Source organism: Arthrobacter sp. UYCo732 (assembly GCF_040547265.1).
Taxonomy (GTDB): domain Bacteria; phylum Actinomycetota; class Actinomycetes; order Actinomycetales; family Micrococcaceae; genus Arthrobacter.
Genome location: NZ_JBEPPJ010000002.1, coordinates 244,040 through 257,933 on the forward strand (window position 1 = coordinate 244,040; position 13,894 = coordinate 257,933).

Here is a 13,894-nt window from a genome sequence, read left to right on the forward strand (position 1 = left end):
CACGTTTCTTTCCAGGTCCGCACACATGTAGGTGCAGGCCTGCTTTCCGTGGACGCCTGGATCTTGAAGAGGAGCCTCCCAGCTTGAAAACCCGACTCATCGGTGGTGCCGCCGCCTTCCTGCTCGCAATCAGCGGGACCGTCGCCGTGACCTCTTACGTCCAGGGTGCTGATCAGCGGGCGCTGAAAGGGGCCGCGATCACGAACATCTACGTCGTGGACAAGAACGTTCCGGCCAACACTCCCGCGACCGACCTGACCAAGTTCATCAAGCCGGCCGCCATCCCGGCGTCAGCAGTAGCCCCGGGCGCAGTCACCGACCTGAGCACCCTGACCGGGAGGGTCACCTCCGCGCCGCTCCTGCCCGGGGAGCAACTGCTTGACGGCCGCATGGTGGACCCGGCGTCCCTGTTGGTTCCCGGCACCGCACCCGTACCGGAGGGCATGCAGGAAATCACCATCCAGCTCGGACCCGACCGTGTTGTCGGCGGCCAGCTCGCGGCCGGGGATACCGTCGGCGTTTACGTCTCCTTCACCGAAGGCGCCGGACATGACGGACCCACCACGCACCTGGTCTTCCAGAAGGTCCTGGTTACTACCGTTCAGGGCGCCCCCGTCGAACCGACCGGCAAGGCGGCCGCGACCGCATCCCCGGGACCACCCGTTCCCGCCGGTGCCATGCTCATCACCCTGGCCCGGCCCGCTTCGGATGCCGAGCGCATCATCTTCGCGGCCGAATTCGGTTCACTCTGGCTGTCCAAGGAGCCGGCCACGGCCACATCGGACGGCACCTCCGTCGTCACCAAGGACGGCTTCTACAAATGAGCCGGTTCGTCATGGTCTCTCCCGATGCCGCGTTCGGCCAACGGGTCCGCCTGGCCATCTCCGGGCTTCCCGGCAGTATGCAGTCATTCCCCGGCACGCCCCTGGCGAAGACCCCGGAAGAGGTTCTCGGGGCCGTCACCGACGGCGCACCCCAGGTCATCCTGCTCGGCCCCGGCATCAACCTCGACGATTCGTTGCGGCTGGCCTCGGCGTTTGACGTCCAGCACCCGGACATCAGCCTCGTCCTCGTGCGCGAGGCCGATCCAGACCTGACACTGACAGCCATGCGCTCCGGCATCCGGGACATCCTGGCCCCCGACGCTGACCCCGACACCATCCGGGTCATGCTCGAACGCGCATGCCAGGCCGCCACCAGCCGGCGCCGGAGTATTTCCCCGTCCGCCGCAGCCGACGAGCCCCTCGGGAAAGTCATCACCGTGACAGCAGCCAAGGGCGGCGTCGGTAAGACGACCGTGGCGACCAACATCGCGGTCGGGCTGGGCCGGATCGCGCCCATGTCGACCGTCCTGGTAGACCTGGACACCCAGTTCGGTGACGTCGACACGGTTCTGCGAATTGTTCCCGAGCACACTCTGAAGGACGCCGTGACCGGCGCCGCGGCAGAGGACACCATGGTCTTGAAAACTCTCCTCAGCGTCCACCCCGCCTCCATCTACGCGCTTTGCGCGCCAGCGGATCCGGCTGCCAGCAACCGCATCAGCGGGGATCAAATCACCCACATGCTCAAGCAGCTCGCCAGCGAGTTCCGGTACGTCGTCGTGGACACCGCGCCCGGCCTGGGCGAACACACCCTGGCGGCGCTGGAGGCGGCAACCGACCTTGTACTCCTGTGCGGCATGGACGTCCCCAGCGTCCGCGGCGCCCGGAAAGAACTGGACGTCCTCCAGAAACTCCACATGACCTCACAGAAAAGGCACCTCGTCGTGAACAACGCAACCAGGGACAGCGGCCTGTCCATCCAGGACATCGAGGCCACCCTCGGGGCCCCGGTGAACCTTGCCATTCCGCGATCCAAGGCCCTGGCCTACTCAACCAACCAAGGCGAACCGCTGCTGCATCAGAGGTCCCGCGACAAGGCCGCCAAGGCGCTCCGTCGTTTGGTGGACCGCTTCGACCCCGAGTGCGCAACACCGCGCAAAGGGCTGCACCGACGGGCGGGTGTGTAGTGAACCTCGCCGACCGTCTTGATGTCGCAGCCGGAATCACCCCAGCCGTCGCGCCGCCGGCCCCGGCCGTCCCTGTCAAGGACACGGCACCGCCTGCGGACGCCTTGTCCGGGCTGAAGCAGCGGGCAGGAAACGCCTTGTTCGAACGGATCGGCAGCCGCCTGAACGACCCTGCCATGGCTGAAGATGAGCTTCTGGCGTACGCCCGCGATGAGCTGACCCAGATCGTCGACGCCGAAAGTGTTCCCCTCAGCGGTGACGAGAAGCAGCGCCTGGTCACCCAGATCAGCGACGACGTCATGGGTTACGGTCCCTTGCAGAAACTGCTCAATGACGAAACCGTCTCCGAAATCATGGTCAACGGCCCGGATCAGATCTTTGTGGAACAGAACGGCAGGGTCACCGAAAGCGAGGCCCGCTTCAAATCCGAAGAGGACCTCCGGCGGGTCATCGAAAAGATCGTCTCGCGCGTCGGGCGCCGCATCGATGAATCCTCACCGATGGTGGATGCCCGGCTCGCAGACGGGTCCCGCGTCAACGCTGTCATCCCGCCGCTGGCTGTCAACGGGTCCTCCCTGACCATCCGCAAGTTCGCCGCTGACCCGCTCAAGGCCGCCGACCTGGTCCGCTTCGGGTCCATTTCCCCGGAAATGGCCGAACTGCTCGATGCCTGTGTGAAGGCGCATCTGAACATCATCGTCTCGGGCGGCACCGGCACCGGAAAGACCACCTTGCTGAACGTCCTGTCCTCCTTCATCCCGCCAGGGGAGCGGATCGTCACCATCGAGGACGCCGTCGAACTCCAGCTGCAGCAGAACCATGTCGTGCGCCTGGAAAGCCGTCCCTCCAACGTCGAAGGCAAAGGCGAGGTAACCATCCGGGACCTGCTCAAAAACTCGCTGCGCATGCGTCCGGACCGCATCGTCGTCGGTGAATGCCGCGGCGGTGAAGCCCTGGACATGCTTCAGGCGATGAACACCGGCCACGACGGGTCACTCTCCACCATCCACTCCAACTCCCCGAGGGACGCCATCTCCCGCATGGAGACCCTCGTCCTGATGGCCGGCATGGACCTTCCGCTGCGGGCTGTCCGGGAACAGATCGCCTCCGCAGTGGACGTCATCGTCCAGCTGACCCGCCTGCGTGACGGCAGCCGCCGCGTCACTCACGTGACAGAAGTCCAGGGCATGGAGGGGGACGTTGTCACCCTCCAGGACGCCTTCGTCTTCGACTACAGCGCTGGCGTCGATGAGGACGGGCGGTTCCTGGGCAAGCCGGTCTCCACCGGTGTGCGGCCGAAGTTCACGGACAAATTCAACGACCTGGGCATCAAGCTCTCCCCGTCGGTGTTCGGCCTGCCAACCCTTGCCGGGAGCAGGTAATGCTCCTGTTCGGCTTCATCTGCTGCTACGCCGCACTGGCGGTCTTCGGGCTCACCGTCCTCAAACCCCGGCAGCCGAAACTGGCTGCAGACCGGCGGCGGCCGGAAAACACCGAGGCGACCTCCGTGCTGAGCCGGATGACCGGCATCACCTCCAGCACCATCGAAGAGATCCTGAACCGGCGCGGCTGGACCCGGGCCATCGCTGTCGCGCTCGAACACGCAGGCCTTGTCATCGCACCGGCCGACTTCCTGATCCTGGCCGCGGCCGCCTGCCTGATCGGGGCCATCGCCGGACTCCTGGTCGGGGGTCCACTGCTGGCACTGCTCGGGGCCGGGAGCTGCGCCTTCGGGGCCAAAATGTACCTTTCCGTACTCGCAGGCAAGCGGCGCAAGAAGTTCGCTGACCAGCTCGATGACTCCCTGCAGCTGCTGTCCGGCGGACTGCGGGCCGGGCATAGCCTGCAGCGGGCCATCGACGCCGTCTCCCAGCAGGCGCCGTCGCCGTCCGCGGAGGAGTTCTCCCGGATCATGAACGAAACCCGCCTGGGCCGGGACCTCACCGATGCTCTGGACCAAACCGCGGAGCGGATGAAAAGCGAGGACTTCAGCTGGGTGTCGCAAGCCATCGGCATCCACCGCGAAGTCGGTGGCGACCTCGCGGATGTCCTGGACCAGGTGGGACGCACTATTCGGGAACGGAACCAGATCCAGCGGCAGGTCAAAGCGCTCAGCGCCGAAGGAAAGATGTCCGCCTACGTGCTCATGGCCCTGCCCGTCATGATCATCGGCGTCCTGGCCATCATCAGCCCGTCCTACATCAAGAGCTTCGGCTCGAGCGTCATGGGCTGGGGCATGGTCGGTGCCGGCGTGCTCATGATGACTGTCGGCGGACTATGGCTCAAAAAGATTGTCAGCTTCAAGTTCTAACCACCCGCGGCCCCACAGGTCACAGCGAAAGGAGCATCATGCCGTCGTCGATCACCCTGGCCATCTGCGCCATCACCTTCTCGGTCCCGGTGATTCTGTGGTGCCTCTTCCTGGGCCGCGACAAGAGCCGCCAGACCGTCCGGGAGAACCTGCTCAGAGGCTTCGCTGAGCCGGCTGAACTCGCAGCACAGGGGCGCGGCTGGTCGTTGGCGGCCACTGCCCGCCGGTTCACCCTCCCACGCGCCGTAGCCCGGCTTGATCGCCTGCACGCCCTCGCGGGACGGCCCCCTGCCTGGCCCATGGACCGGGTAATTACCGCCAAGCCAGTGCTCGCTGTCGTGGCGCTGCTACTGGGCCTGCTGCTCTACAGCGGACGCCCCGGGGCGCCGTTGATGCTGCTGGTCATCGCCGTCACCGTCACCGCCTACTTCGTCCCGGACCTGCTGCTCCAAAGCCGCGGCCCGGAACGGCAAACCCTGATCGGGCTCGAACTTCCAGACACCTTGGACCAGATGATGATCGCCGTCGAAGCGGGCCTCGGATTCGACTCCGCCATGGCCCGCGCCGGCGACAAAGGCAAAGGCCCGCTGGCGGACGAGCTCGTCCGCACCCTCCAGGACATGCAGATCGGGAGGTCCCGGCGGGAAGCCTACGAGGCGCTGGGGCAGCGGACCAACGTCCCCGACCTGGACGCGTTCATCCGGTCCGTCATCCAGGCGGACATTTACGGCATCTCGATCAGCAAGGTGCTGCGGACCCAGGCCGGGGAAATCCGGCTCAAACGCCGTCAGCGTGCCGAAGAAAAGGCCATGCAGATCCCGGTCAAGGTCATCATCCCCCTGATGCTCTGCATCCTTCCCGTTCTTTTCATCGCGCTGCTCGGGCCGGCGGTCCTGAACGTCATGAGCCAGTTCGGCTAGGACTGGGACCGCATCAGCAGCTGATCGCATCTCGCGCCCGCCGCACACAATCCGGGTAACGACATCTTCTTCCAGGAGCATCATGACCGACAGCATCACCCGCCAGCCGCAGGGAATCCCTGTCGGCGGCCAGTTCGCCCCGACCGCCCATGCCGAGCCGGACGTTTCTCTTGGCATCCGGGTCCCGGAACGGCCCGTCGAGACGCTGCACCACATCCGCGGCCACGACTTCTATCCGCCGGCCGAGCAGTTGGCCAGTTGGCCGGCACTTTACGCCACCGACGGTGATGGACCACTCGGCGACAAGCCGATCCAGGCCCACTACTTCCAGGGCAGCATGGACTGGTACGTGGCCGAACGCGACCCCAAAGAGAACCTGGCGTTCGGGTACACCGACCTCGGCTACGGCGGTGAGTGGGGCTACATCGATCTCGACGAAGTCGAACGCCTCCGGGGCCATCTCGGTGTCCCTATCGAACGCGACCTGGACTTCAAGCCGGGAACGCCCGCCAAGGGATGCATCCCCCGCTACGTCGAGGAGGCGGCCGCTAAAGCCAAGGCCGACAACGAAGCCGCGGACAAGCTCGCCGCCCTGATCGGGGACGACCCGGTCGAGGAGGATGACCGTTTCGATCTCGGATGGGACGGGCCCGCCGAAGAGGACCCGATGAGCCCGGAGGACCGGAAGCTCTGGGACGGATTCCACCGCCACGCCTACAACTACGGCACAGAAGTGCTGGGAGTGACCGGCTTTGAAGACAGGGACACCGTGGAGCGATTCGCCGGTTTCGCGGCCAACGCCTACATGGAAGCGGGCTGGGACGGGAACATGGACATCCACGGCGTCGTCGACGACTGGATGGCCCAGGAGCGCCCGCTCGGCTGATCGTTCAACAGGACGGAGACCGCTGCGTCACTGCTCCTGTCGGGTATGGGAATGCAGTGGCCCAGGTGATGGCAGGATAGGCCAGGGCCGCACAAGCAAACGGGGGAGAATCCGTGACCGCTGACATCCAGACCAAGGCGCTGGCCGCTGCCATCGAAACGTCCTTCGTCCAGGACGGCCGGCTGGGCTACACCTGCCATGACCTGGCCGACCAGTACGTGGCTGCCCTGCCCGCAGCCCACGACTTCACGGATGACCTGATGGCGTACGCCCGCTGGGTCCGGCTTGCTGACAGGCCGGACATCAGCCAAATGGAGGTGGACTTCCTCCGCCGCAAGTGCGTGCTCATAGCCCTCGAAATTGCATATCACCGCGGTGAACTCGACAAGAACTGGATCATGGAAAACTGATGTTTGGCATCACGAACCGGACCGAGCCGGCGACAGACAACTATGCGCTTGCCTACGCGCACCGGCGGACCTGGGTCATGGCATCCTGGGGGTACGGCGCACTTCTGGCCGCCTCCGGTGCCGCCTATGTTCTTACCTCGGCGCTGACCGGCAACGACCCGGAGATCGGCGTCGTCATGTTCATCCTCGGGGCCGCCATCGCGGCGCTGGGCTGGCTGGCCTCGGCGCCGCAACGATTCACCCGGAAGATTCCCAAACCAGCGATGGACGTGGCGCGTGCCGAGCAGGCGATCCGCATCAACAAGGGCGTGGTGATCGTCTCCAACGTCGTCATGGCGCTCCTCATTCTGGGTGCCGCATTCGGGACCCCGCGCGGCCTGGCACCGGACGTCCTTCCGATCCTTGCCTCCCTGGCAGTCTTCGCGCCGCTGCTCGGGGTCATCATCCACAGGACCACGAGGCTCCTGAAAGAGCGCGGTGCACGTTACGACCGCTGGCTCCATGACCGGGAACCCGGGAACGGCTGAGAGCGCTTCCGCACACATCACCCGCATGGAAACACTTCCCGGCCTAAACTTCACGGCCATCGACTTCGAAGCAGCCAACTCCGACCGCGCCTCCGCCTGCGCCATCGGCATCACCACGGTGCGCGACGGACTGGTGACGGACAGCCGATCCTGGCTGATTCGGCCGTACACCGGCCTCGAGACGTTCGACGCCTTCACGACCCGCATCCATGGCATAGATGCCTCGATGGTGCTCAACGCGCCTTCACTGACCGAGTCCATGAGCAAGCTAGCCGGCCTCATTGGTGACGGTCCGGTGCTTGCCCACAACATCGGCTACGACGCCGACGTGCTCCGCCGCTCCTTCCAGATCGCTGGCCTGAAACCACCGACGAACGAGCTGCGCTGCACCGAGACACTGTCCCGGACCGCGCTACGGCTGGGCAAACACAAGCTTCACCTTGTGGCCGAGCATCTAGGGCTTCCCGAGTTCACCCTGCACGATGCCGGGGCCGACGCGCTTACCTGCGCCCGCATCGCCATCGAGATCGGACGCCGCCACCAGGCGACATCCATCCGGGGCCTCTACGCAGACCTGGGCATCGGCTGACGATACTCTCCCGCAACCGCACACAGGGAAGGCATGACCACACTCACGCTCGACGCGTCCGCCGTCGGCGCCCGCTACCGCAAACACTCCACCGGCCGCACCTGGGCCGTCACAAGGATCTGCGACTCCGGACTCATCGGCCTGGTTGAGGAATTCTATGGGGCCGGCTGCGAACGCCGCGGTTACGTCACGTGGACCGAACTGGGATCCGAGTACGAGCTGGTGGCCTGACCGGGGGAGGCACGGGCGACTGCCGCACACATGAGGGGGCAGGAGCGGGGGCGCCCCGCGCCGTCACCACAATCCGATAAAAGGAAGGTAGCGTCAATAAGGGACCCCTCGCGTACGCCCTCGAAGATCACTGGGCCCAGAACTAGGTCCACTTTCACGACAGGTTTACCTGACATTTCTACGCCTATTGGGGGCTGACTTGACTATCGCATCACGCAGCAAAGCAATTACGATCACCGGCCTGCTGGCTGTCCTGGCGCTGACCGCCACGGGCTGCAGCATGCTCCCGAGCCCGGGGGGTACTGGCGTTGCCGGCGCCGTCGAGGCTGCCTCGTCCTATGGGGACGCGGTGGGCAGCGGCGAAATGGTGACAACACCCTCCGGTACCTACGAAAGGATCAAGCTGAGCGAGAAGGATCCCGCCTACAACTACGCACCGCTTGCTCATCGGGACGCTTGGGGCTGGATGATTCCGGAAGCTACTGCCGCCCAGAAACTGGCCGTTGACTACATGACACAGGAATTCCTTGACTCAGCCGCCCTTGAGGGTGGAGATACGGAATTCTCGAGCTGGCACGCTGCCACTGGCAAGGACTACTTCTCCGAAAGCATCCTTCCGCAGACAAGCCAAAACCCCGGCGAGACAAAGGTAATCCTCGGTAATTTCGGAGCTAACAAATTCATCCCCACCCTCATCCACGACGGTTCTCCCCGCCTGAAGGATCTGGACCTGGACGTGGCAGGTAGCGGCTTTGTTGATGAAAATGGCGACCCTGTTGATGAGGTCGATCAGAATGGAAACCTCATCAATGAGCCGATCGAGGCCGGGCTGGTCACGTACCTGAAGTACAGCATCGAATTCAATGCCGGATACCGGGTCGATGACGTAAACGGAGCTGCCTTCGTGGGACAGCACGTCGGCATGACTGGCGACGAGGTACTGGCCTCCAAGTACGCCACAGACAAGCTTAAGGACGGCAACGGCGAGAACGTATACCGTGCAAAGGGCTATGCGAACGTAGTGGTGGCTAAGGAGCCCGGAGGCCTGAGGATCATCGGTTTTGAATCCAAAACTGATTTCGACACACGAGATTTTGCGAATCAGGACGCCGTTTAGGCGACCGGCTCACAAAGGGCGGGACATCCTTTGCGATGTCCTGCCCTTTCGCTTTCTCTTCGTGCACTCCGCACGGGGACCGGCAAGAGATCCTCATCCTGGGGTTACAGCGAGAGTGCCGACGGTCCACATTGAGTGGTTGCACCCCACCGGAACATGGGCTGCTTGTTCCGCTGAAGCAGGGGAGGGGTCGGAAGGCTGCCGCACACATGGGCTGCATGGAAGAGAACGCACCCCAACAAGCCCGCCCCGGTGTCCGCACCGGCATCCCCTTGAAGCTGTCCGCCGAGACCGTCGCCGTTCCCCAGCTCCATATCGAAGTGGGCATCGGCCACGTCTACAAGGACAAATCCGACGGCTCCCTGTGGACCCTGACCGGGCTGCGCTCCGGCCGCTCCGTCATTCTGACCTCCAACGCCGACGGCCGGGAATACCGGGACCGCGTCCCGGTCGACACCACCCTGCCTGACGACTACGAGTACGTCGGCTGCGATCACGAAAACCACTGCTGCACCTCGCACCGGACCCACGTCATGCCCCACCGCGGCTGCATGATGCGCTAACGGTCGCAAAAGCCCCGGCAACCGCATGACGGTGACCGGGGCTTCTGTCGTCTCGGCAGAGGCTAAAGCCACATGACGCTGCCGCCGGCACGGGGTTCGTAACGCTTGCCGACTACTGAGTGGGCGAAGGTCAGGTCGTCTTCGGATGCTTCCTCGTTGAAGGTGACGTCACCTGACTTGAGGTCCCCGGTGAGGCGGCCGAGGAGCTGAAGCTCGAAGCGGGCTTTGCGCGGATCGCTGGAGGGAACCGCCTTGATCACGCGGGTTGCCCCGGTGATGATCCCGCCAAGGCCGACCGCCAGGTACTGGACCTTTTCGATCCTCTCAGCTCCGGCGCCGGTCCAGTCACCCCGCTGGGCGTTGATCCAGTCCTCATTGCTCAGGGATGGGGAGTCGCCGTACCAATTGCGCCAGTCGGTTTCTTCGACGGCCACCTCAGCCGGTGCTGTCTGGATGAGCGGGAGCTTCTTATCCGCCGAAACGAAGTCCGCCGTGCGGATCGGGGTCAGTGAGGCAAGGGTCAGGTCGTCCAGGTAGCCGGCGGCGCGCAGCTTTTCGATGTTCCGCTTATGGGTGCCCAGGAACGTGGAGGCCGCGTTCATAGTGAACTCTTCTTCGATGAGTGCCGGAGCAGGGGTCAGGGTAATCGACGGAGCGGGCATTCGGTGGCTCGTTTCTTCTTCGGCGGTTAGTTATTGAACCATAGTCAACAATTCAGCAATGTGTCAATGGTTGAGCGTTTTGGGATTGCCGCACACATGACACGGGCTGCCCCAAGCAGCGAACCCTTGCCTGCTGAGTCCACCGACGCCCGTCGTCCGCCGGGACGCATAGGGGGATACCAAGGACCTGAACCTGGTCCACGAGAAAGGGCGGTACTGCTGGTGACGGAGAACCTGATTTACTTCTCCTCCACCTCGGACAACACCCACCGCTTCGTTCAGAAACTCGGCATCGCAGCTCAACGGCTGCCACTGTTCACCGCCGAGGACACCCTGATCGCCACCGAACCGTTCGTTCTGGTCACTCCCACCTACGGGGGCGGCCCGGAGGGCGGGGCGGTGCCGAAGCAGGTCATCAAATTCCTCAATGTCGAAGGCAACCGGGCTCTCATCCGCGGAGTCATCGCTGCAGGGAATACGAACTTCCATGACTCCTACTGCATTGCAGGGGATGTCATCGCGGCCAAGTGCCGCACACAACTGTTGTACCGAGTAGAACTTATGGGCACCCCGGAAGACGTGGAGCGTGTCCAAACTGGATTGGAGAAATTTTGGAAACGAACACCCTCGCGCCAGAACGCGTGAGCAAGGACGATCTGCTTCCGGAGGCCTACAAGGGCCTCGGCTATCACGAGCTGAACGCCATGCTGAACCTCTACGATGCTGACGGCAAGATGCAATTCGGCGCTGACCGCGAGGCCGCACGCCAGTACTTCCTGCAGCACATCAACCAGAACATGGTCTGGTTCCATGACCTGGAGGAGAAGCTCGACTACCTGGTGAAGAACCAGTACTACGAGGCCGAACTGCTCGCCAAGTACAGCGACGCCTTCATCAAGAGCCTGTTCAAGCGGGCCTACGCGAAGAAGTTCCGCTTCGAAACCTTCCTGGGCCCGTTCAAGTTCTACACCTCCTACGGGATGAAGACCTTCGACGGCAAGCGTCACCTGGAACGCTACGAAGACCGCGTGGCCATGGTCGCCCTCGGCCTGGCCGACGGCAACGAAACCCTGGCTGAAAAGATCGTCGACGAAATCGTTGACGGCCGCTTCCAGCCGGCCACCCCCACGTTCCTGAACATGGGTAAGAAGCAGCGCGGCGAGCTCGTCTCCTGCTTCCTGCTCCGCATCGAAGACAACATGGAGTCGATTGCGCGCTCCATCAACTCCGCCCTGCAGCTGTCCAAGCGCGGCGGCGGCGTAGCCTTCGCCCTGACCAACGTCCGCGAAACCGGCGCCCCGATCAAGCAGATCGAGAACCAGTCCTCCGGTCTCATCCCCGTGATGAAGCTCCTCGAAGACAGCTTCTCCTACGCCAACCAGCTCGGTGCCCGCCAGGGGGCCGGCGCCGTGTACCTGCACGCCCACCACCCGGACATCTACCGGTTCCTGGACACCAAGCGTGAGAATGCCGATGAGAAGATCCGCATCAAGACCCTCTCCCTCGGCGTCGTGATCCCGGACATCACGTTCGAGCTCGCCAAGAAGGACGAGGACATGTACATGTTCTCGCCCTACGACGTCGAGAAGGTCTACGGCATGCCGTTCTCGGACATCGACGTCACCGAGAAGTACTACGAGATGGTCGACAACGCGAAGATCAAGAAGACCAAGATCAAAGCGCGCGAGTTCTTCCAGACCCTCGCAGAGATCCAGTTCGAGTCCGGCTACCCGTACATCATGTTCGAGGACACGGTGAACAAGGCCAACCCGATCGAGGGCAAGATCATCATGAGCAACCTCTGCTCCGAGATCCTGCAGGTCTCCACCCCGACGACCTACAACGAAAACCTCAACTATGAGGAAGAGGGCATCGGCAAGGACATCTCCTGCAACCTTGGCTCCCTGAACATCGCCAAGGCCATGGACGGCGGAAACCTCGGCGACACCGTCGAAACCGCAATCCGGGCCCTCACCGCGGTGTCCGACCAGTCCAACATCACCGCAGTTGAATCCATCGCCCGCGGCAACAGGATGTCCCACGCCATCGGCCTGGGCCAGATGAACCTGCACGGCTACCTGGCCCGCGAACACGTCTACTACGGCTCAGACATGGCGCTCGACTTCGTCAGCTCCTACTTCGCCGCGGTGGCCTTCCACGCCATCCGCGCCTCCAACCTGATGGCCATCGAACGCAGCAGCACCTTTGAAGGTTTCGAGCGGTCAACCTACGCCTCCGGGACGTTCTTCGACAAGTACGTCACCCGCAGCTGGCTGCCCGAAACCGAGGGTGCCACCGCGCTGTTCGCAAAGTCAGGCATCACCCTGCCGACCATCGCGGACTGGGAAGCCCTCAAGGCCTCCGTCATGGAGCATGGCATCTACAACCAGAACCTGCAGGCCGTCCCGCCGACCGGCTCAATCTCCTACATCAACAACTCCACCTCCTCGATCCACCCGGTGGCGTCCAAGATTGAGATCCGCAAGGAAGGCAAGCTGGGCCGCGTTTACTACCCGGCGCCGTACCTGAGCGAGGACAACCTGGAGTACTACCAGGACGCTTACGAGATCGGCTACGAGAAGATCATCGACACGTACGCGGCAGCGACCGTACACGTGGACCAGGGCCTGTCCCTGACGCTGTTCTTCAAGGACACCGCCACCACGCGCGACATCAACAAGGCCCAGATCTACGCCTGGAAGAAGGGCATCAAGACCATCTACTACATCCGTCTCCGCCAGCTCGCGCTGGAAGGAACCGAGGTGGAAAATTGCGTCTCTTGTCAGCTCTGACAGCCTGACCTACTGAAGCCCCGGCAGCACCGCGCTGCCGGGGCTTTCGGCATGCGAGCAGGGCGTCGACAGCTGCCGCACACATAGCCCAGATGGGCATCCGCAACGATCTGAACACCTCTTACGACAACGACCTCATGACCGGCGCGTCCCAGGCCGTGCTGTTCCCGTCCGAGGGCGGCAGCATCGCTCTGCGCATCATCGGCACCGAACGGCCCACGCAGCCCCGCTGCAGAGGACTCCAGCTGGGGAGCCAGGACCTGATCCGGTTCGCCAGCTTCGCATCGGATCGGCGGTTCTCAGTGTCGGCCTTCATGATCGCCGATGCCGGGCTCTCGCCACTCAGCGGGGACGAGCAGGCCCGAGCATCCGCACAAATGGTCGACATCCTCACGACCTACGGCGGTGATGAGCTCGAAGCGGCGATGCGCGACGACTTCGACGGTCTCTACGTCGTCGGGGTCACCGTCACCGCCAAATCAACAGGGCTGCCCATCAGCGTACGCAGGCGAGGCTATGTCGAGACGTCTACCGTGCGCGAGGCAGAGACGCTCATCTCGGCCGCTTGGCAGGAGCTCCGCCTCTCCTGAGTCCGCGATTAGCACCAACACGAAGAGCCCCGGCTGCTTCGGCAACTAATTGATCCCCTTTCCGTGCCGGGTCCTCCTCATTGCCAGCCCGGGCTCTCTCAACAACATCCGCTACCGCCTCAGCAGGAAGCGGGCCGCCCAGGCGTGAAGACACCCGGTCCGTACGCCGCACACATAGCCGGTGAAGGGCTCCGGCTGGCCGCCCCCGAGTTACTTGCCCATGTGGGCTAAACCGATCTGCGGGCTGAGCGGCCATCGAAGGTCCGGCGAATTGCCCCGGTTCCG

Annotated in this window: 16 protein-coding genes; 15 read left to right on the forward strand and 1 reads right to left on the reverse strand. The window is 63.7% G+C overall.

Annotated features, from left to right (window positions below; translation table 11 throughout):
• Window positions 1-83: 83 nt before the first annotated feature.
• From cpaB to ABIB45_RS04635, 12 genes are all read left to right on the forward strand, one after another.
• Window positions 84-824 carry a Flp pilus assembly protein CpaB gene (gene cpaB / locus ABIB45_RS04580; protein WP_354214758.1) on the forward strand — a complete coding sequence of 247 codons (741 nt, stop codon included), beginning with the start codon at window positions 84-86 and terminating at the stop codon, window positions 822-824.
• Window positions 821-2,011 (forward strand): CpaE/TadZ family protein, encoded by a 1,191-nt coding sequence (locus tag ABIB45_RS04585; RefSeq protein WP_354214759.1) that lies wholly within the window; start codon window positions 821-823, stop codon window positions 2,009-2,011. The genes cpaB and ABIB45_RS04585 overlap by 4 nt, the downstream gene beginning before the upstream one ends.
• Window positions 2,011-3,393 carry a TadA family conjugal transfer-associated ATPase gene (locus ABIB45_RS04590; RefSeq protein WP_354214760.1) on the forward strand — a complete coding sequence of 461 codons (1,383 nt, stop codon included), beginning with the start codon at window positions 2,011-2,013 and terminating at the stop codon, window positions 3,391-3,393. Before ABIB45_RS04585 ends, ABIB45_RS04590 begins: the two co-directional genes overlap by 1 nt.
• Window positions 3,393-4,322 (forward strand): type II secretion system F family protein, encoded by a 930-nt coding sequence (locus ABIB45_RS04595; protein WP_354214761.1) that lies wholly within the window; start codon window positions 3,393-3,395, stop codon window positions 4,320-4,322. Before ABIB45_RS04590 ends, ABIB45_RS04595 begins: the two co-directional genes overlap by 1 nt.
• 38 nt (window positions 4,323-4,360) lie before the next feature.
• Window positions 4,361-5,242 (forward strand): type II secretion system F family protein, encoded by an 882-nt coding sequence (locus ABIB45_RS04600; protein WP_354214762.1) that lies wholly within the window; start codon window positions 4,361-4,363, stop codon window positions 5,240-5,242.
• Window positions 5,243-5,324: 82 nt separating this feature from the next.
• Window positions 5,325-6,128 (forward strand): DUF2958 domain-containing protein, encoded by an 804-nt coding sequence (locus ABIB45_RS04605; RefSeq protein WP_354214763.1) that lies wholly within the window; start codon window positions 5,325-5,327, stop codon window positions 6,126-6,128.
• A 113-nt stretch (window positions 6,129-6,241) separates the two neighbouring features.
• Window positions 6,242-6,538 (forward strand): hypothetical protein, encoded by a 297-nt coding sequence (locus ABIB45_RS04610; protein WP_354214764.1) that lies wholly within the window; start codon window positions 6,242-6,244, stop codon window positions 6,536-6,538.
• Window positions 6,538-7,065, forward strand: coding sequence for a hypothetical protein (locus ABIB45_RS04615; RefSeq protein ID WP_354214765.1), 528 nt, complete (start codon window positions 6,538-6,540; stop codon window positions 7,063-7,065). Before ABIB45_RS04610 ends, ABIB45_RS04615 begins: the two co-directional genes overlap by 1 nt.
• A 25-nt stretch (window positions 7,066-7,090) precedes the next feature.
• Window positions 7,091-7,654, forward strand: coding sequence for a 3'-5' exonuclease (locus ABIB45_RS04620; protein WP_354214766.1), 564 nt, complete (start codon window positions 7,091-7,093; stop codon window positions 7,652-7,654).
• 33 nt (window positions 7,655-7,687) lie between these two features.
• The gene (locus ABIB45_RS04625) at window positions 7,688-7,885 is read left to right on the forward strand and encodes a hypothetical protein (RefSeq protein ID WP_354214767.1); all 198 of its coding nucleotides are present in this window, start codon (window positions 7,688-7,690) and stop codon (window positions 7,883-7,885) included.
• A gap of 199 nt (window positions 7,886-8,084) precedes the next feature.
• Entirely contained in the window at window positions 8,085-9,002 is a 918-nt protein-coding gene (locus ABIB45_RS04630) for a hypothetical protein (RefSeq protein ID WP_354214768.1), read from the forward strand.
• Window positions 9,003-9,220: 218 nt separating this feature from the next.
• Window positions 9,221-9,565 carry a hypothetical protein gene (locus ABIB45_RS04635; RefSeq protein ID WP_354214769.1) on the forward strand — a complete coding sequence of 115 codons (345 nt, stop codon included), beginning with the start codon at window positions 9,221-9,223 and terminating at the stop codon, window positions 9,563-9,565.
• Between the two features lie 62 nt (window positions 9,566-9,627).
• Here the strand turns inward: ABIB45_RS04635 and ABIB45_RS04640 are convergent, their stop codons facing one another.
• Window positions 9,628-10,227: a hypothetical protein gene (locus ABIB45_RS04640; RefSeq protein WP_354214770.1), complete on the reverse strand. Its 600-nt coding sequence runs from the start codon at window positions 10,225-10,227 to the stop codon at window positions 9,628-9,630.
• Between the two features lie 222 nt (window positions 10,228-10,449).
• On the opposite strand from ABIB45_RS04640, the gene nrdI reads away from it, so the two are divergent.
• From nrdI to ABIB45_RS04655, 3 genes are all read left to right on the forward strand, one after another.
• The gene (gene nrdI / locus ABIB45_RS04645) at window positions 10,450-10,872 is read left to right on the forward strand and encodes a class Ib ribonucleoside-diphosphate reductase assembly flavoprotein NrdI (RefSeq protein ID WP_354214771.1); all 423 of its coding nucleotides are present in this window, start codon (window positions 10,450-10,452) and stop codon (window positions 10,870-10,872) included.
• Window positions 10,869-13,019, forward strand: coding sequence for a class 1b ribonucleoside-diphosphate reductase subunit alpha (gene nrdE / locus ABIB45_RS04650; RefSeq protein WP_354214772.1), 2,151 nt, complete (start codon window positions 10,869-10,871; stop codon window positions 13,017-13,019). The genes nrdI and nrdE overlap by 4 nt, the downstream gene beginning before the upstream one ends.
• A gap of 92 nt (window positions 13,020-13,111) precedes the next feature.
• On the forward strand, window positions 13,112-13,609 hold the full coding sequence (locus tag ABIB45_RS04655) for a hypothetical protein (RefSeq protein ID WP_354214773.1): 498 nt from the start codon (window positions 13,112-13,114) through the stop codon (window positions 13,607-13,609).
• Window positions 13,610-13,894: the final 285 nt, after the last annotated feature.

Coding starts and splice junctions, on each gene's coding strand:
- ABIB45_RS04585 (WP_354214759.1), top strand. CDS start 821: ATGAGCCGGTTCGTCATGGTCTCTCCCGATGCCGCGTTCGGCCAACGG.
- ABIB45_RS04595 (WP_354214761.1), top strand. CDS start 3,393: ATGCTCCTGTTCGGCTTCATCTGCTGCTACGCCGCACTGGCGGTCTTC.
- ABIB45_RS04600 (WP_354214762.1), top strand. CDS start 4,361: ATGCCGTCGTCGATCACCCTGGCCATCTGCGCCATCACCTTCTCGGTC.
- ABIB45_RS04605 (WP_354214763.1), top strand. CDS start 5,325: ATGACCGACAGCATCACCCGCCAGCCGCAGGGAATCCCTGTCGGCGGC.
- ABIB45_RS04615 (WP_354214765.1), top strand. CDS start 6,538: ATGTTTGGCATCACGAACCGGACCGAGCCGGCGACAGACAACTATGCG.
- ABIB45_RS04620 (WP_354214766.1), top strand. CDS start 7,091: ATGGAAACACTTCCCGGCCTAAACTTCACGGCCATCGACTTCGAAGCA.
- ABIB45_RS04625 (WP_354214767.1), top strand. CDS start 7,688: ATGACCACACTCACGCTCGACGCGTCCGCCGTCGGCGCCCGCTACCGC.
- ABIB45_RS04635 (WP_354214769.1), top strand. CDS start 9,221: ATGGAAGAGAACGCACCCCAACAAGCCCGCCCCGGTGTCCGCACCGGC.
- ABIB45_RS04640 (WP_354214770.1), bottom strand. CDS start 10,227: ATGCCCGCTCCGTCGATTACCCTGACCCCTGCTCCGGCACTCATCGAA.
- ABIB45_RS04655 (WP_354214773.1), top strand. CDS start 13,112: ATGGGCATCCGCAACGATCTGAACACCTCTTACGACAACGACCTCATG.